Annotated in this window: 13 protein-coding genes; 1 reads left to right on the forward strand and 12 read right to left on the reverse strand. The window is 75.0% G+C overall.

Annotated features, from left to right (window positions below):
• Window positions 1–96: 96 nt before the first annotated feature.
• The 11 genes from WCD74_RS10670 to WCD74_RS10720 all read right to left on the reverse strand — a co-directional run bounded on the left by WCD74_RS10670 (window position 97) and on the right by WCD74_RS10720 (window position 12,644).
• The gene (locus tag WCD74_RS10670; RefSeq protein WP_337694843.1) at window positions 97–2,796 is read right to left on the reverse strand and encodes a molybdopterin-dependent oxidoreductase; all 2,700 of its coding nucleotides are present in this window, start codon (window positions 2,794–2,796) and stop codon (window positions 97–99) included.
• On the reverse strand, window positions 2,793–3,656 hold the full coding sequence (locus tag WCD74_RS10675) for an FAD binding domain-containing protein (protein WP_337694844.1): 864 nt from the start codon (window positions 3,654–3,656) through the stop codon (window positions 2,793–2,795). Before WCD74_RS10675 ends, WCD74_RS10670 begins: the two co-directional genes overlap by 4 nt.
• 11 nt (window positions 3,657–3,667) lie before the next feature.
• Window positions 3,668–4,147 carry a nucleoside deaminase gene (locus tag WCD74_RS10680; protein ID WP_337694845.1) on the reverse strand — a complete coding sequence of 160 codons (480 nt, stop codon included), beginning with the start codon at window positions 4,145–4,147 and terminating at the stop codon, window positions 3,668–3,670.
• Entirely contained in the window at window positions 4,144–5,145 is a 1,002-nt protein-coding gene (locus WCD74_RS10685; protein WP_337694846.1) for an isopenicillin N synthase family dioxygenase, read from the reverse strand. Before WCD74_RS10685 ends, WCD74_RS10680 begins: the two co-directional genes overlap by 4 nt.
• Before the next feature lie 90 nt (window positions 5,146–5,235).
• Window positions 5,236–6,585 (reverse strand): allantoinase AllB, encoded by a 1,350-nt coding sequence (gene allB / locus WCD74_RS10690; protein ID WP_337694847.1) that lies wholly within the window; start codon window positions 6,583–6,585, stop codon window positions 5,236–5,238.
• A 41-nt stretch (window positions 6,586–6,626) separates the two neighbouring features.
• Complete coding sequence (locus tag WCD74_RS10695) at window positions 6,627–7,916, reverse strand: AI-2E family transporter (RefSeq protein ID WP_337694848.1); 1,290 nt, start codon at window positions 7,914–7,916, stop codon at window positions 6,627–6,629.
• Window positions 7,917–8,022: 106 nt separating this feature from the next.
• Entirely contained in the window at window positions 8,023–9,225 is a 1,203-nt protein-coding gene (locus WCD74_RS10700) for an AI-2E family transporter (RefSeq protein WP_337694849.1), read from the reverse strand.
• A 91-nt stretch (window positions 9,226–9,316) separates the two neighbouring features.
• The gene (locus tag WCD74_RS10705) at window positions 9,317–10,531 is read right to left on the reverse strand and encodes an NADP-dependent isocitrate dehydrogenase (protein ID WP_337694850.1); all 1,215 of its coding nucleotides are present in this window, start codon (window positions 10,529–10,531) and stop codon (window positions 9,317–9,319) included.
• Window positions 10,532–10,695: 164 nt separating this feature from the next.
• On the reverse strand, window positions 10,696–11,190 hold the full coding sequence (locus WCD74_RS10710; protein ID WP_337694851.1) for a DUF3017 domain-containing protein: 495 nt from the start codon (window positions 11,188–11,190) through the stop codon (window positions 10,696–10,698).
• Window positions 11,191–11,196: 6 nt separating this feature from the next.
• Complete coding sequence (locus tag WCD74_RS10715) at window positions 11,197–12,042, reverse strand: bifunctional methylenetetrahydrofolate dehydrogenase/methenyltetrahydrofolate cyclohydrolase (RefSeq protein ID WP_337694852.1); 846 nt, start codon at window positions 12,040–12,042, stop codon at window positions 11,197–11,199.
• A 62-nt stretch (window positions 12,043–12,104) separates the two neighbouring features.
• Complete coding sequence (locus tag WCD74_RS10720) at window positions 12,105–12,644, reverse strand: hypothetical protein (protein WP_337694853.1); 540 nt, start codon at window positions 12,642–12,644, stop codon at window positions 12,105–12,107.
• Window positions 12,645–12,825: 181 nt separating this feature from the next.
• On the opposite strand from WCD74_RS10720, the gene WCD74_RS10725 reads away from it, so the two are divergent.
• A complete protein-coding gene (locus tag WCD74_RS10725) occupies window positions 12,826–13,494 on the forward strand; it encodes a GPR1/FUN34/YaaH family transporter (RefSeq protein WP_337694854.1) in 669 nt (222 codons plus the stop codon).
• A gap of 188 nt (window positions 13,495–13,682) precedes the next feature.
• On the opposite strand, the gene WCD74_RS10730 is transcribed toward WCD74_RS10725, so the two are convergent.
• Entirely contained in the window at window positions 13,683–17,117 is a 3,435-nt protein-coding gene (locus WCD74_RS10730; RefSeq protein ID WP_337694855.1) for an error-prone DNA polymerase, read from the reverse strand.
• Between the last annotated feature and the right edge of the window lie 75 nt (window positions 17,118–17,192).

A 17,192-nucleotide genomic window follows, 5' to 3' on the forward strand; every position in this document is an offset into this window, starting at 1 on the left:
CACAGGGGAACGCCCGCCCGGAACCGGACGGTGCGGCAGGAAACCTAGGAAGCGACCGTGACGCCCGTGTTTCGCCCGCCGTTCACGGGCGTGACATCACCGCGCGGCCTCCCGGCACAGCGCCCACACGCGGTCGCGGGTCATCGGGAGCCGGCGCGGCCGGACGCCGACCGCGTCCCGGATCGCGTTGGCGACGGCGGGTGCGACCGGGTTGTAGGGCGACTCGCTCATCGACTTCGCGCCGAACGGTCCGAGGGCGTCGACGGTGTCGGCGAAGAGCACCTCGGTGCGCGGCACGTCCCCGAACTGCGGGAGGTGGTAGTCGCGCAGCACGCGGGTGGTCACCCGCCCGGCGTCGTCGAGCCGGACCTCCTCGTACAGCGCCGTGCCGAGGCCCTGCGCGACGCCGCCCTCCACCTGGCCGCGGCACTGCTGCGGGTTGACGACGACGCCGGCGTCGGCCACGTGCACCGAGCGCAGGATCCGGACCTCCCCCGTCGCGGTGTCGACCGCGACCCGCACGGCGTGCACGTTGAACGCCACCGACCGCGGGGAGCCGCCGTGCGCGCCCTCGGCGCGGGCCCCAGACAGGTCCGTCAGCGCGACGGTGCGCCCGTCGGGGGCCCGCACGCCGTCCGGACCGAGCACGCAGTCGCCGGGCGCGATCCCGAGCCGCGCGGCGGCCTTGCCGCGCAGCTCGGCGGCGAGGGCCTCGGCCGCGCGCGCGACCGCGGACCCGGCGACGACGGTGCCGGTGGACCCGAACGCGCCCGTGTCCTGCCCCACGGCGTCGGTGTCGCCACCGTGCCGCTCCACCTGGTCGACCCGGGCGCCGAGGGCGGCCGCCGCGATCTGCGCGTGGACGGTCGCGGTGCCGTTGCCGAACTCCGCCGTCCCCACGCGGACGCGGTACCGCCCGCCGTCGAGCGCGACGCTCGCCCGGGCCCGGTGCCCGCGCGGCGGGATCGTCGCGATCATGGCGGCGGCCATGCCCTCGCCGACCCGCCACGTCGGGCCGGTGGGGGCCGGGTCGCCGTCGCGGTCCAGCGCCGCGCGGGCGTCCTCGAGGCACTGCGGCAGGCCGTCGGAGCCGAAGGCGAGGTCGTCGGGGTGCTCGGCGGGGTCGGCGCTCGCGACGAAGTCCTCGCCGGGGCGCACGACGGTGCGTCGACGCAGCTCGAAGGGGTCGAGGCCGAGCTCGCGGGCCAGCTCGTCCAGGGCGCCCTCGATCGCGAACTGCACCTGGCCCAGCCCGTAGCCGCGGAACGCGCCGGACGGCGGGGTGGTGGTGTAGACCGCCTCCGCGTCCACCCGCTTGTTCGGGCAGCGGTAGAGCGCCATCGACTCGTGGCAGCCGTGGAACATCACCCCGGGCGAGTGGTTCCCGTACGCCCCGGCGTCGGAGAGCACGTCGATCGCGAGCGCGGTGAGCGCGCCGTCGGGCCGGGCGGCGACGGTGACGGAGACCCGCATCGGGTGCCGGGTGGGCGTGGCCGTCAGCGACTCGGTGCGCGTCAGCTCCCACTGCACCGGGCGGCCGGTGCCGAGGGCGGCCAGGGCGGTGAGGTCCTCGGTGAGCAGCTCCTGCTTCGACCCGAACCCGCCGCCCACGCGCGCGGTGTGCACGCGCACCGACGCCGGCGGGCGGTCGAGCAGGCGGGCGAGCTCGTCGCGGACCAGGAACGGCACCTGCGACGAGGTCCGCACGACGAGGCGGCCCCCGGCGTCGACCCAGGCCCGGCTGCCGTGGGTCTCCAGCGACGCCGGCGACACCCGCCCGGTGTGCCAGGTGCCGGTGACCACCGCGCCCCCGTCGCGTCGGGCCTCCGCGATGCCCGCCGCCACGTCGCCGACCCCCTGGTGCAGGGCCGCGACGACGTTGCGGGCCGGGTCGGCGATCCGGCTCGAGGCGGGCTTGTCGCCGTGGACCGGCGGAGCGTCCCGGGCGGTCTCGGGATCGAGCACCGGCGGGAGCGGCTCGTAGTCGACGACGACGGCCCGCGCGCCCGCCTCGGCGGCGGCGAGGTCGGTCCCGACGACGGCGGCGACCCGCTGCCCGTGGAAGCGGACGACGTCGTCGAGGACCCGGGTGTCGTCCGGGTCGTCGAGGCGGTTCTCGTGGCGGGCGGTGGAGTACAGCGTGGCCGGGGTATTGACGTGCGTGAGCACGGCCAGCACCCCGGGCACGGCGAGTGCGGCCGCGGTGTCGATCCGGGTGACGCGGGCGTGAGCGTGCGGGCTGCGCACGACGACGAGGTGGGCCGTGCCGGGCGGGGCGTCCCCGTCCAGCGTGTAGGGCTCGAGCCCCCGGACGACGCGGTCCGTGGCCGGGGCGGGGACGGAGGCCCCGATCCCGCCGTCCGGCTCGACGGTCCGCCGGCCGTCGAGGGCGTCGGCGATCGCCCGGTAGCCCGTGCAGCGGCAGAGGTTCCCCTGCAGGACGCGCGCCCGCTGCGCGGGGTCGGCCAGCGGGTCGGAGGCGATCGCGGCGGTGGTGACCATCCCCGGCGTGCAGAACCCGCACTGGAAGCCGGCGGCCGCCGCGAACCGCGGGCGCGGGTCGGCGGGGCCCTCGGGCAGCCCGGCGGCGGTGGTGACGACGGCCCCCGTCGCGCGCACCGCGGGGTAGAGGCAGGAGTGCACCGGCCCGCCGTCCACCAGCACCGTGCACGCCCCGCAGTCGCCCGCGTCGCAGCCCTTCTTCACCGCGTGGTGGCCGTGCTCGCGCAGGAAGGTGCGCAGGCACTGCCCGGGGCGGGGTTCCGCGTCGAGCCGGACGCCGTCCACCGTCGTCACCCCGGTACCTCCCCGAGCTCGACGCGGATCTCCTCGGCCAGGAGGAGGGTCATCGCCCGCCGCCAGGCCGGCGAGCCGTGCGGGTCGTCGTACCAGCCACCCCCGACACCCACGGCGTCCCCGAGCGCCGCGACGTCCGCCGCCAGGGTCCCGGCGTCGGGCACCGCGGGGTAGCGCAGGACGGCGGGGCGGGGCAGCGAGGCCGTGACCGCCAGGGTGAACCCGGACCCGTCGTCGGGACCGTCGAGCCGGCCCGCCAGCAGGGCCGCGCTGCGCCCGAGCGGGGACAGCGACGCCTTGCGCAGCGCGGTCCGGCCGCGCAGGGCCCGCGCCGGGAGGTGGATCGAGCGCAGCACCTCGCCCGGGGCGAGCGCGGTCCGCTGCGGCCCGACGACGAGGTCGACGACGGGAGCGGTCCGCTCCCCGCCGTCGCGATCCCAGAGCGTCGCCGTGCCGTCCAGGGCGGCCGCGAGGGTGATCATCGGACCGGCCGGCAGCCCGAGGCAGACGTTCCCGCCGACGGTGGCGACGCGCTGCACCTTCCACGAGCCGACGAGCGCCTCGCAGCAGCCGGCGAACAGACCGACCGCCGGCCACGCCGGGTGTGCGGCCGGGTCGACCCCGGCGAGCGTCGCGAACGTGGTAGTGGCGGCGAGCGTGAGGCCGTCGTCGTCCACGTGCAGGGGCTCCCAGCCCAGGGCCGTCAGGTCCACGAGCCCGGCGAGGTGGGGCTGGGGCGTCGAGAACAGCCAGGTGCCGCCGCCGAGCAGGGTGCGGTCGGCCCCGAGGGTCGGCTGGAGCGCGCGGAGGGCGAGATCGTCGGGGGGTCGTGCGAACGTCCCGACCGTGAGCAGGTCCATCGATCCCCTGGTCAGTACCGCACCCGGTCGGCCTTGGCGAGCCACGCGTCGAACGGCGCCCGCGGGTCGAGCTCCGCCGTGGCGCCCAGGGCCTCCACGCGCGTCGGCCAGGTGCCGGGGTCCCGGGCGAAGAGCTCGTAGAACTCCCGGTCGTCGAACCCGCCGCGGGCCGCGTCGTGCCGGTCCGCGGCGTACACGACGCGGTCGAGCCGGGCCCACAGCGAGGCCGACACGCACAGGGGGCAGGGCTCGCAGCTGGTGTAGAGGGTCGCACCGGCCAGCGAGAAGTCGCCGCGCTCGCGGCACGCGGCGCGGATCGCGGTCACCTCGGCGTGCGCGGTGGGGTCCATGTCCCGGGTGACACGGTTCTGGCCGCGCGCGATGACGCGGCCCTCGGCCACGATCACCGCCCCGAACGGGCCACCTCCCTCGGCGACGTTGCGCTCGGCGAGCGTGACGGCCTCGCGCAGCCAGGCCGCGTCGCCGGTCACCGGGCCGCCCGGACCCGCGCGGCCTCCCGACCGGCGTCGGGGTTGAGGTGCCTCTCCCGGCTCCCCGCGAGCTTCGCCGCGAGGTGCTCGCCGACGGTCGTCGGCAGGTACGGCACGGCGTCGGGCAGCGGCAGGGTCTCGACGGCGGCGTCCGGGTCGCCGTCGTGGAAGAAGGCCGCCGACCGGCGGCGGCGGACGCGCCCGTGCTCCACCGGCGGCCGCACCCGGTGCAGCGTCGAGCGCCAGGTGTCCCCGGTGACCCGGGCGGTGAGGTCGCCGAGGTTGACCAGCAGGGCGCCCTCGTCGGGAACGACGTCGTGCCAGGCGCCGTCATGGAGGATCTGCAGCCCGGCGACGCGGTCGGCCCAGAGCACGGTGACGATGCCGTAGTCGGTGTGCTCGCCCATGCCGGTCGGCCCGTCGCCGTCGGTGAGGTCGGGTGTGAGGTCCTCGGGGAGGTCGTCGAGGGCGTAGTGGTTCAGGCGCAGCACCTCGACGGGGTCCTGCGCGAGCCGCCGGAAGATCTCGCGGTCGCCGAGGGCGTCGCCCATCGCCGTCGTGAGGGCGCGGGCGATCCGGCGGGCCTCGCCGACCCACGCCTCGACGCCCTCCCGGAAGTCCGGCAGGTCCGGCCACACGTTGCCGTCGCCGCCCGACGCCGGCCCGTCGGCGGCGGTCCCGACGTTGAAGGCCTCGAAGAAGTCGTTCCCCTGCTCGACGCCCAGGCTGCGGCTCAGCGACTCGTTGCGCGGCGGGGTGTAGCCGCGGTTGGTGCCGTCGGTGACGACCAGGGCCCGCTTGTCGTCCTCGGGCAGGGCGAAGAACGCGTCCAGGGCGTCGGTGAGCCCCGTGAGCGCGGCGGAGCGGATCCCGTGCCCCACGACCTGCATGAACCCGACGCCGCGGCAGGCGGCGTCGAGCGCGATCGCGGTGCGGGGCCGGCCACCGGGGTCGCCGTCGAGGTACGGGGAGAGGTCGACCGTGGGGACGACGAACATGCTCGCCTCCGGTGCTCGCGTCGGGATCTCGGCGAGCGTCGCTGCCCGGACCGACACTCTAGAGGTGGACGGTGGGCCCTCGTGTGACGATCATGAGTCCGCGACTGCCCTGACCGGCCCTCGGGAACCGTCGGGCAGCAGCCGGCCGTCGCCCGTCCCCGGGGCCTCGGTCCCGCGCAGCCACACCCGGCGCACGGCGCCGCGCAGCGCCATCCCGTCGTAGGGCGTTCCGGGGTGGCGGTGGTGCAGGGCGGCGGGGTCGACCTCGGCGACCTCGTCCGGGGCGAAGGCCACGAGGTCGGCGTCGCACCCGGGGGCGATCGCGCCCTTGGCGTCCAGGCCCGCGAGCCGGGCCGGGGCGGCCGCCGTCCAGCCCGCGACGTCGTCGAGGGTGTGGCCGCGCCCGGCGGCGCCGGACCACAGCACGCGCAGCGCGACCTCCAGCGAGGACACCCCGGTCGCCGCCGCGGCGAACCCGCCGTCCCGGGCCCCGGGCGGCCACGAGGCGTGGTCGGAGACGACGGCGTCGAGGCGGCCTGCGCCCAGCGCGCCCCACAGCAGCTCCCGGTTGGACTCCGAGCGCACCGGCGGGCAGCACTTGCCGAGGGTGCCCGCCATCGACTCGGCGGCCAGCGCCAGGTGGTGGGGACACGTCTCGGCGGTGAGCCGAGCCCCCGCGTCCCGGGCGGCCCCGATCTCCTCGGCCGCCTCGAACGCGGACACGTGCAGGACGTGGATCCGCGCGCCGGTGCGGCCCGCGACCGCGGCGAGCCGCAGGACCGCCGTGGTCTCCGCGCCCGGGGGATGGGCGGCGAGGAACGAGCGGTAGTCCGGGCCGGCCGGCGGCGCCTCGGAGAGCACGCCGTCGTCCTCGGCGTGCACGAGCAGCGGGAGGCCCTCCTCGGCGCAGGTCGCGGCGGCCAGCTCCAGGTCCTCGTGCCCGAGCGGCGGGAACCCGGGGACCCCGGCGTCGGCGAGGTGGCAGACGAGGCCCCGGACCCCGGCCCGCGCCAGCGCCGTCAGCCGTCCGCGGTCGACCCGTCCCGCCGCGTCCGGCACCCCGTCGCACAGCGGCACCGCCGCACCCCAGAAGGCGACGTCGACGGCCACCTGGTCGCGCGCCGCGTCCCGCGTGGCGGCCAGGGCCTCCGGGTCGAGGACGGGCGAGCGCACCGGCATGTCCACCAGCGTGGTGACGCCCCCGGCGGCGGCCGCGCGCGTCGCCGTCGCGAACCCCTCGCCCGCGGTGTGCACGTGCGTGTCGACCAGGCCGGGCAGGAGCACCTCGTCGTCGGCCAGGTCGACGACCGGTCCCGTCACCGGGGCGTCGTGCGGATCGACCGCTGCGATCCGTCCAGCTCGCACGGTCACGACGGCGGGTGCGGTCCCGCCGGGCAGGACGGCCCGGCGGGCGCGCACCACGAGATCGGGGGAAGGCATCGCCGGAGGACCCTAGAGGCCTCCCGTCGGCCCGGGGGCGGTCACCCGTTCGTCGCCGCGTCTCCGCGCACGGGGTTCGTCGCGTCCTCGGCGGCCACGGTCTCGCCGTCGCGCCGGCGGCGACGCCACCGCGAGAGCCGGCCGCCGCCCGGCCGGGGGCGCGACGAGGCGAGGAGCTCCTCGTCCGTCGGGCGGGGCGCCTGCGAGGGGTGCTCGTCGTCGGAGCGGGCCCGGGCGTCGATCTGCTCGTTGAGGTAGCGGACGATCTCGGCCGCCACCGCGACGACCGGGACGGCGAGGAACGCCCCGACCACGCCGGCCAGGCTGCTCCCACCGGTCACCGCCAGGATGACCACCGCGGCGTGCAGCCCGAGGCCCTTGCCCTGCACCAGCGGCTGGAGCAGGTTCCCCTCGATCTGCTGCACCGCGAGGATCAGCACCAGGACGATCACGGCGTTCGTCAACCCGTTGCTCACGAGCGCGACGAGCACCGACAGCGCCCCCGCGAAGAGCGCGCCGACGATCGGGATGAAGGCGCCGAAGAAGGTCAGCACGGCCAGCGGCAGGGCGAGCGGGACCCCGAGGATCACCAGGCCGACCCCGATGCAGGCCGCGTCGACGAAGCCGATGATCGCCTGGGAGCGGATGAAGCCCCCGAGCCGGTCCCAGGCCCGTCCGCCGACGGCCGCGAAGTGCCCGCCGGCCCCCGTCCCGACCTGGCGGCGCAGCCACGGCAGGAAGCGGTAGCCGTCCTTGACGAACAGGAACGCCAGGACGAGCGCGAGGACCAGGTCGATCAGCCCGTTCGCGATCGCGGTGATCCCGGTGACGAGCGTGCCCGCGATGGCGGTCGCCGAGTTCTGCAGCTGGTCGACGCCGGCCTGGACCGCCTGCCCGATCTGGCTCTGCCCGAGACCGAAGGTGCTCGAGAGCCACGTCTGGACGTCCTCGACCCCGCCGGTGGCGCTCTGCACCAGTTCCGGGATCTGGTTGGCGACCTGCGGTGCGATCGCGGTGATGATGCCGCCGACGATCGCGAGCGCGCCGAGGACGACGATGATCGCGGCGAGCAGCGGCGGGACCCGGTGCTGACGCAGCCAGGTGGCCGGTGGCTCCAGGACGGTCGCGATGATCAGCCCGAGCAGGACCGGCAGGACGACCGACCACAGCTCGCCGATGACGAGGCCCACCAGGACCACGCCGAGCGCGGTGAGGATGAGCCGCCCGCTCCACTGCGAGGTCCAGGCCAGCCCGTCGCCGATCAGCTGACCCCGGCTGCGCCGGACGCTCGATCTCGTCGTCCCGACGGGGGCCGGGGTCTCCTGCGTCACGGTCGCGTCCTCTCCTCACCCGCGCGTCCGGGGTCCGCAGGCGCGGGTCGCGTACCCGAATCGGACGGGTGACACCCGCGGGATCGGCGCGCGTGGAGGAGGTCGTTCAGCGGTCCGTGCGTTCGGCGGTGTCGCCTGGTGCCGACGGCGGCGGGGCGTCGGCCGGAGCAGGCGGATCGTCGTCGGTGTCCGGCTCGGTGTTCCCGGTGTTCCCGGTGTCCCCGGTGTCCTCGCCGGTCCGGCGGGTCACCTGCTGGTCCAGGTAGCGGAAGATCTCCGCGCCGACCGCGGCGACCGGGACCGCGAAGAAGGCCCCCGCGATGCCGAAGAGGCTGCTCCCGCCGGTGACGGCGAGGATGACGACCGCCGAGTTCAGGCCGAGCCCCTTGCCCTGCACCAGGGGCTGGAGCAGGTTCCCCTCGATCTGCTGCACCGCGAGGATGAGCACCAGCACCCCGAGCGCGACCGTCGGCCCCTGGACCACGAGCGCGATGAGGACCGCGAGGGCACCGGCGACGAAGGCGCCGATGATCGGGATGAACGCCCCGAAGAAGGTGAGGACGGCGAGCGGGAGCGCGAGCGGCACGCCGAAGATCACCAGGCCGATGCCGATGAAGAGCGCGTCGACCAGTCCGATCAGGGCCTGGGACCGGATGAACCCGCCGAGCCGGTCCCACGCGCGGCGACCGACCGCCTCGAGGTGCGCGCCCGCCCGCGGCCCGGTCCGGCGGCCGATCCACGGCAGGAAGCGGGGCCCGTCCTTGACGAACAGGAACGCCAGGATGATCGCGAGGACCCCGTTGATCACGCCGTTCGCGACGGCCGTGATCCCCGTGACGACGCCGCCGGCGATCTGCGCGGCGCTCTGCTGGAGGCGTTGCACCGCCAGGTCGAGGTAGCCGCCGATCTGGCTCGCGCCCAGGTTCAGCGGCGGTCCCTGCACCCACTGCTGGATCTGCTGGAGGCCGCCGACCGCGCCCTGCGCGATCGCCGGGGCCTGGCCCGCCACCGACGGGGCGAGCAGGGCGATCACGCCGCCGAGGATCGCGAGGCCGGCGAGGACGACGAGCAGCGCCGCGAGCGTCGAGGGCACCTTGCGTGCCCGCAGCCACGCCACCGGCGGGTCGAGCACCGTCGCGATGATCAGCCCCAGCAGGACCGGGAACACGATCGACCACAGCTGGCCGATCACCAGCCCGACGACGACGAGCGCGGCGGCCACCGCGAGGAAGCGCCAGCTCCACCGGGCGGTCCAGGCCAGTCCGTCGCCGATGACGCGGCCCCGGGTCGGGGCATCCGGATCGATCACGCGGCGCAGTGTGTCAGCCGACCCGTCGTCCGGGACGCACGAAGGGCACCCCCGGCAGCGCCGGGAGTGCCCTCCGGGAGTGCGGGACGGCTCAGGCCATCGCCTTCTGCAGGCCCTCGTCGATCGCGTCGAGGAAGTCCTGGGTGTTGAGGTACGGCGCGTCCTTGGCGATCAGCAGCGCCAGGTCCTTGGTCATCTTGCCGTCCTCGACGGTCTGGATGCAGACCTGCTCGAGCTTCTCGGCGAAGTCGACCAGCGCGTCGTTGGAGTCGAGGCGACCGCGCTGGGCCAGCCCGCGCGACCACGCGAAGATCGACGCGATCGGGTTGGTCGAGGTCTCCTTGCCCTGCTGGTGCTGGCGGAAGTGCCGCGTCACCGTGCCGTGGGCGGCCTCGGCCTCGACGGTGCCGTCCGGCGTCATGAGCACCGAGGTCATCAGGCCGAGCGAGCCGAAGCCCTGCGCGACGATGTCGGACTCGACGTCGCCGTCGTAGTTCTTGCAGGCCCAGACGTAACCGCCCTCCCACTTGATGGCGGCGGCGACCATGTCGTCGATCAGGCGGTGCTCGTAGGTGAGACCGGCCTTCTCGAAGTCGGCCTTGAACTCCGACTCGAAGATCTCCTCGAAGGTGTCGCGGAACATGCCGTCGTACGCCTTGAGGATGGTGTTCTTGGTCGACATGTAGACCGGGAAGCCGCGGTCCAGGCCGTAGCGCAGCGAGGCGCGGGCGAAGTCGACGATGGAGTTCTTGAAGTTGTACATGCCCAGCGCGACGCCCCCGTCCTCCGGGAACTTCGCGACCTGGAACTCCATCGGCTCGCCGTCACCGTCGGGCGTGTAGGTGATGGTGACGGTGCCGGGCCCGGGGACCTTGAAGTCCTGGGCGAGGTACTGGTCGCCGTGGGCGTGGCGGCCGACGACGATCGGCTTCGTCCAGTGCGGGACGTAGCGCGGGATGTTGGACGCGACGATCGGCTCGCGGAAGATCGTGCCGCCGAGGATGTTGCGGATCGTCCCGTTGGGCGACCGGTACATGCGCTTGAGGCCGAATTCCTCGACCCGCGCCTCGTCCGGGGTGATCGTCGCGCACTTGACGCCGACGCCGTGGCGCTTGATGGCGTTCGCGGCGTCGACGGTGACCTGGTCGTCGGTCTCGTCGCGGTGCTCGATCCCGAGGTCGTAGTACTCGAGGTCGATGTCGAGGTACGGGTGGATCAGCTTGTCCTTGATGAACTGCCAGATGATCCGGGTCATCTCGTCGCCGTCCAGCTCGACGACGGTGCCCTCCACCTTGATCTTCGCCACTCTTCGGGCTCTCCTCTCGCGCCTGGCATTCGGCGCCGCACGGATCTCGGGGGCGCGCGCCGGGCCCGGCCGGAGTCGGGAGGCCCGTGCGTTGCCTCTTTCCCAGACGCTATCAACGCGACACGTGCGGCGACCGTGCGTGGCGGGTCGCGCTCCTCACCCGGTCAGCGGACGGCGAGCGGCCCGCCGGTGATGGTGAGCGACAGCAGGATCACCACGGTGCCGAACAGGGCGTAGGTGAGCACGTCGGTGCGCCGGGGGCGGACGGCGAGCAGGCCGGCGGTGCGGTCGGGCAGCGCCACGCGCAGCACGGCCGCGAGCACCAGGGCCGCCCCGAGGATCGTCGTGCCGTCGCGCCAGTGCTGCAGCCCGATCCGCACGAACCCGAGCACGACGACCGCCAGGACGACCGCCAGGGGCGCCTGCGCCCGCAGCCGGTGCAGCAGCGCGCGGGCGTAGTCGCCGGCGGTGCGGGGTGGGCGCAGGTGCCGGGGACCCTCGGATCCCTCGGATGCCTCGGGTGCCTCGGGCACCTCCGGTGCGAGCAATGCGTCACTGCTGGCGCTGGGTGCCAGGTTCGCCGCACCGTCGTCGGTCTGCGTTCCCGACGCCGGGTCGGGGCCGGTCGTGTGCGCGGTGTCGTCGCCCGCCGTCGTCATGACCTCTCAGGCCCCCTCGGCGCGCTCGACGACGTTCGTGAGCAGCATCGCGCGGGTCATCGGGCCGACGCCGCCCGGGTTCGGGGCGACGAAGCCCGCGACCTCGCGGACGTCCTCGGCCACGTCGCCCAGGATCCCGTCCGGACCGCGGGAGACACCGACGTCGAGGACGGCCGCCCCGGGCTTGACCATGTCGGCGGTGATGATCCCGGGCACGCCGGCCGCCGCCACGATGACGTCCGCCGCCCGGGTCTCGGCGGCGAGGTCGCGGGTGCCGGTGTGGCAGAGGGTGACCGTGGCGTTCTCGGTGCGGCGGGTCAGCAGCAGCCCGAGCGGCCGCCCCACCGTGAGTCCGCGGCCGAGCACCGTGACCTTGGCGCCGTCGAGCGGCACGTCGTAGCGCCGGAGCAGTTCGACGATCCCGCGCGGGGTGCAGGGCAGCGGCGCGGGCTCGTTCAGCACCAACCGGCCGAGGTTGGTGGGGTGCAGCCCGTCGGCGTCCTTGTCCGGGTCGATCCGCTCGAGCACCGCGTTCGCGTCGACGCCCTTCGGCAGGGGGAGCTGGACGATGTACCCGGTGCAGGCGGGGTCGGCGTTGAGCTCGTCGACGGCCCGCTCGACGTCGGCCTGGGTGGCGTCCGCGGGCAGGTCGCGCCGGATCGAGGTGATCCCGACCTTGGCGCAGTCGCGGTGCTTGGCGCGCACGTAGGACTGCGACCCCGGGTCGTCGCCCACGAGCACGGTGCCGAGGCCGGGCGTCCGCCCGCTCGCCGCGAGCTTCGCGACCCGCTCGGTGAGCTCGGCGCTGATCGTCGCGAGGGTGGCCTTGCCGTCCAGGATCGTCGCGGTCACGCGGCCCATCATGTCCCGCCCGGCCCGGACGCGGCAGGGGCGCCGGCCCGTGAGGGCGTCGGTCAGTCCCGCGCGAGGGCGGCGCCGGTCCCGGCCACCGCCGCGGCGTAGACGACGTGCTGGGCGAGGCTCACGGTCATCAGGCGGGGCGTCCACCGCCACGGCACCGGGGTGTCACCGAGCACCGGGAACAGCGAGAGCGCCATCGTCTGGCAGCCCAGGAAGAAGGCGACCCCGGCCGCGGGCTCGCCGAGGTGGTGGCGCAGCTCGGCGTGGGTCGCGCCGACCACCGAGCCGTAGCCCCAGTGCACGAGCCAGAACAGGGCCCGCCGCGCGCCGGGGGACTCCGGGGCCCGGCCCACCACGGCCCGCAGCACCCGCGACGCGGCGACGACGACGTGGTCCGAGTCGTCGTAGTCGAGGATCTCGGTGATCTCCGAGGGGGCCATCCCCCGGCGCCGGGCGTACACCTCGCGGTGCAGCCGTCCGGTGACGGTCATCGCGGCCGTGCCGGTCGCGCCGGCCAGGGCACCGGCGAGGAGCCGGCGGGGAATCCCGCCCGCGCCACTCTCCGACCGGACGGGACGGAGCAGGCGTCGCATGGACCGTGAGCATGCCTGAACCGGTTCACGATCCGTCATGGCAGGCGCTTGCCCCTACGGACGGTCGGTTACCCGTGAGCAGTGCGTGAGATCACACTCGACCGGTCAGCGGGAGGTCGGGGTGCGCCGGGAGCAGGTGGCACGTCCGACCGGCCCGTCATCTCTGCACGAAGGAGTGGCGATGACCACAGTCGACGAGAGCACGGGGGCGCACGCCGCCGACGCCCGGGCGGCTGATGCAGCAGCCGCCGAGACCGCCGCGGCAGCGGCCAACCCGGCCCTGGTCGGTGTCCCCACGTTCGTGATCGGGTCGATCGCCCTCGGCCTCTACCTCGTGGGGTTCACCGGCTCGTCGGACAACGCGGCGATCGGCATGGTCCCGATCCTGTTCATGTGCACCGGGCTCGGTCAGGTCATCGCCTGCATCTGGGCGATCCGGACGGGGGCCGGAGCGGTCGCGGCGATCTTCGGCATCTTCTCCGGGTTCTGGTTGAGCTTCGCGCTGCTCGTGGTGGGGCTCGGGCACAACTGGTTCGGGGACGCGACGGCGGAGGGCGCGGCGGTCGCGGCCCAGGAGACGTTCCTGCTGACCTGGCTGATCGGGGTCGTGGTGCTGACGCTGGCGTCGCTGCGCCTGCCGTCGGTGTTCACGGTGCTCTTCGTGCTGGTCGACGTCGCGCTGCTGCTCGTGCTCCTCGGCACTGCGGGCGGGTCGACGGGGCTGCTGTTCGGCGGCGGGATCGCGGTGTTCGCGTTCACGCTGGTCGGCGTCTACCTGTTCTTCGACGCGATGGGCGCGGCTGCCGGCGGCAAGCCGCTGCCGATGGGCAAGCCGCTCGTCGGGGGCTGAGACCCGCACGACCCGCACGACCGCTGACGGGGGTGCCCCCGGCCGTTCGCACCGGCCGGGGACACCCCCGTCAGTCTGCCGGGATCCGGACGTTCCGCCCGTCCGGCCCCCGCGAGAGCGACATGACGCAGGATTCCGGGCCCCGGAGGCTGCCTGGAGTCGCACTCGACGAACGCGGCCCCCGGACGTCACTGGAAGTCGCGCGACCGGGACGGCACCACCAGGTCCAGGCGCTCCACCCGGTCGGCCACGAGGTTGACCACGCTCGGGGCGTCGTGGGCCCGCTCGACCCGGCCACGGATCACCAGCGCCGCGCTCGTCCGCGCCACGACCCGGTGGCGCGCCCACAGTCCCTCCGAGCAGACCACGTTGAGCATCCCGGTCTCGTCCTCGAGGTTGAGGAACGTCGTCCCGCCCGCCGTCGCCGGGCGCTGGCGGTGGGTGACGACCCCGCCGACCTCGATCCGCTCGCCCTCGGGCACCGTCGCCACCCCCGCGACGCTGTACGCGCCCCGCCGGTCCAGCTCGGCCCGCAGGTGGGTCACCGGGTGACCGTCGGGGGTGAGACCCGTGGCCCAGACGTCGGCGATCGTCAGCTCCACCGCGGACATCCCGGGCAGCGCGGGGGCCTCGAGGCCCACCGCGGTGTCGGGCAGGCGGTCCTGGCGGGCGCCCCCGCGCACCACCGCCGTGCCCGCGGCCGCCGCCCCCGCGGCCCACAGCGCCTCCCGCCGCTCCAGCCCGAAGCACATCAGGGCGCCGCCGGTGGCCAGGGCCTCCAGGTGCGCGGTGGTGAGGTCGGCGCGGCGGGCGAGGTCGGCCGGCCCGTCGAACGGGGCGCTCGCGCGAGCCGCCACGATCCGCTCCGCGACCTCGTCCCCGAGTCCCCGCACGGACGCGAGCCCCAGACGGACGGCGACCTCTCCCTCGCTGTCGGGGTGGGCCTCCAGGTCGGGTTCGGCGCGGCTGCGGGTGACGTCCGGCCCGAGCACCACGACCCCGTGCCGGCGGGCGTCGGCGACCAGGCTCTGCGACGAGTAGAAGCCCATCGGCTGCGCCCGCAGCAGGGCCGCGCAGAACGCCGCCGGGAAGTAGTGCTTGTACCAGGCCGACACGTAGACCAGGGACGCGAAGCTGATCGAGTGGCTCTCCGGGAAGCCGAAGTTCGCGAACGCCTTCGTCTTGGCGAAGATCCGGTCGGCGAGCTCCCCGGTGATCTGGTTGCGGGCCATGCCGGCGTAGAAGCGTTCCCGCATCCGCTCGAGGCGTTCCTCGGAGCGCTTCGCCGAGAGCGCCCGGCGCAGCTCGTCGGCCTCGGCGGCGGAGAACCCGGCGACGTCGGTGGCCAGCTGCATCAGCTGTTCCTGGAACAGCGGCACCCCGAGGGTCTTGTGCAGGGCGGGCTCGCAGAGCGGGTGGTCGTAGACCACCCGCTCGTCGCCGTTGCGCCGCCGGATGTAGGGGTGCACCGACCCGCCCTGGATCGGGCCGGGCCGGATGAGCGCGACCTCCACCACCAGGTCGTAGAACCTCCGGGGCTTCAGCCGCGGCAGGGTGGCCATCTGGGCGCGGGACTCCACCTGGAACACCCCGACCGAGTCGCCCCGCGCGAGCATCGCGAAGACCTCGGGGTCGGTGGGCTGCAGCTCGTGGAGCTCGATGCGCCGCCCGTGGTGGGCGGCGACGTAGTCGCTGGCGTAGTGCAGCACCGAGAGCATGCCCAGCCCGAGCAGGTCGAACTTGACCAGGCCGACCGCCGCGGCGTCGTCCTTGTCCCACTGGATGACGCTGCGGTCCTCCATCCGCGCCCACTCCACGGGCACCACCTGGTCGACCGGCCGGTCGCAGATCACCATGCCCCCGGAGTGGATGCCGAGGTGGCGGGGGAAGCCCGCGATCTGTTCGGCGAGGGTGGCCACCGCACGCGGCATCCCCGGCACCTGGTCGCCCAGGTCGGCCCCCGGGCCCCACCGGTCGATGTGCTTGCTCCACGCGTCCTGCTGGCCCTGGGAGTGCCCCAGCGCCCGGGCGGCGTCGCGCACCGCCGAACGCGGCCGGTAGGTGATGACGTTGGCGACCTGCGCGGCCCGGTCCCGCCCGTAGCGGCGGTAGACGTACTGGATGACCTCCTCGCGCCGGTCGGACTCGATGTCGAGGTCGATGTCGGGGTAGCCGTCGCGCTCCGGGGAGAGGAACCGCTCGAAGAGCAGGTCCATCTGCACCGCGTCGACGTGGGTGATGCCCAGCGCGAAGCAGACCGCCGAGTTGGCCGCCGACCCGCGGCCCTGGCAGTAGATGTCGGCCTCGCGGCAGAACCGCACGATGTCGGCGACGATGAGGAAGTAGCCGGGGAACCCCTGCCCCTCGATGATCGCCATCTCGTGGTCGATCACCTCCCAGGCGCGGGGGCTGTCGGTGCGGCTGCCGTACCGCCCGCGGCCGCCGTGGTCGACCAGGTGGCGCAGCCAGCTCGCCTCGGTCTCCCCCTCCGGGACCGTGAACGGCGGGAGCTCGGGCGCGAGCAGCGCCAGCTCGAACGCGCACTCCCGGCCGAGCACCGCGGCGTGGGTCACCGCCTCGGGGTGGCGGGCGAACCGCGTGGCCATCTCCGCCCCCGAGCGCAGGTGCGCCGTGCCCGGCGGCAACCAGCCCTCCGCCTCGTCGAGGCTGCGCCGGGCCCGCACCGCCCCCAGCGCCGCCGCGATCCGGGCCCGGTCGGGCGTCGCGTAGTGCGCCGCGGTGCTCGCGACGGTGGGCAGGCCGGCCCGGGCCGCCAGGTCGGCCAGCAGGTCGTTGCGCTCGACGTCGACCGGCAGCCCGTGGTCGGTGAGCTCCACGGCCACCGAGTCCGCGCCGAACAGCCCCACCAACCGGTCCAGCGCCGCGGCCGCCGCCTCCGGCCCCCCGGACGCCAGCGCCCGGCGGACGTGCCCCTTGCGGCACCCGGTGAGCACGACCACCCGGTCGCGCAGCGTCGCCGCGGTGCGCTCCAGGTCGTACACCGGGTGGCCCTTCTCCGCCCGCGGGTCCATCGCCGCCTCGGTGACCGCCCGCGAGATCGCGCGGTAGCCGTCCGGATCGCGCGCCAGGACCAGCAGGTGCTCACCCTCCGGGTCGGCCACCCCGTTCTGCGGGGCCGACAGTCCCAGCGAGAGCTCGGACCCGAAGACCGTGCGGATGTCCAGCTCGTGCGCGGCCTCGGCGAACCGGACCACGCCGTACATCCCGTCGTGGTCGGTGAGGGCGATCGCCTCCAGCCCCAGCCGGGAGGCCTCCTCCACGAGCTCCTCGGGCTGGCTCGCGCCGTCGAGGAAGCTGTAAGTGGAGTGGGCGTGCAGCTCGGCGTAGGGGACCGTGGCCGTGCTGTCCGCCCGGGGCGTCCGCGGTGGCGAGTACGGCGCCCGGGTGCGGCTCCAGGCCGGGGAGTCGCCCCCGTCGCCGGGATGCGCCACGTCCCGTGACCGGCTGGGACGCACCGGGACCGAGGTGACGTCGGCAGGGTGGACGGTGCCCGGGCCGTCGACCTCGCCCCGGGGACGTTCCCGCGACGGCGACCGGGCCGGCTTCCCCGCCAGGATCCGCTCCATCTCCGACCAGCTGACCGCCGGATTGCCCCAGCCCATCCCTCGGCCTCCCCGACCTCGATCTCGAACACCTGTTCGACATCGACGACTGTAGCGGGAGGGTCCGACAGCGTG

The organism is Actinomycetospora aurantiaca (genome assembly GCF_037401875.1).
In the GTDB taxonomy this organism is placed as follows: domain Bacteria; phylum Actinomycetota; class Actinomycetes; order Mycobacteriales; family Pseudonocardiaceae; genus Actinomycetospora; species Actinomycetospora aurantiaca.

Bases quoted from the DNA above. Each gene is read 5' to 3' on its own strand.
- WCD74_RS10675 (WP_337694844.1), bottom strand. From the start codon at position 3,656: ATGGACCTGCTCACGGTCGGGACGTTCGCACGACCCCCCGACGATCTC.
- WCD74_RS10685 (WP_337694846.1), bottom strand. From the start codon at position 5,145: ATGTTCGTCGTCCCCACGGTCGACCTCTCCCCGTACCTCGACGGCGAC.
- allB (WP_337694847.1), bottom strand. From the start codon at position 6,585: ATGCCTTCCCCCGATCTCGTGGTGCGCGCCCGCCGGGCCGTCCTGCCC.
- WCD74_RS10710 (WP_337694851.1), bottom strand. From the start codon at position 11,190: ATGACGACGGCGGGCGACGACACCGCGCACACGACCGGCCCCGACCCG.
- WCD74_RS10720 (WP_337694853.1), bottom strand. From the start codon at position 12,644: ATGCGACGCCTGCTCCGTCCCGTCCGGTCGGAGAGTGGCGCGGGCGGG.
- WCD74_RS10725 (WP_337694854.1), top strand. From the start codon at position 12,826: ATGACCACAGTCGACGAGAGCACGGGGGCGCACGCCGCCGACGCCCGG.
- WCD74_RS10730 (WP_337694855.1), bottom strand. From the start codon at position 17,117: ATGGGCTGGGGCAATCCGGCGGTCAGCTGGTCGGAGATGGAGCGGATC.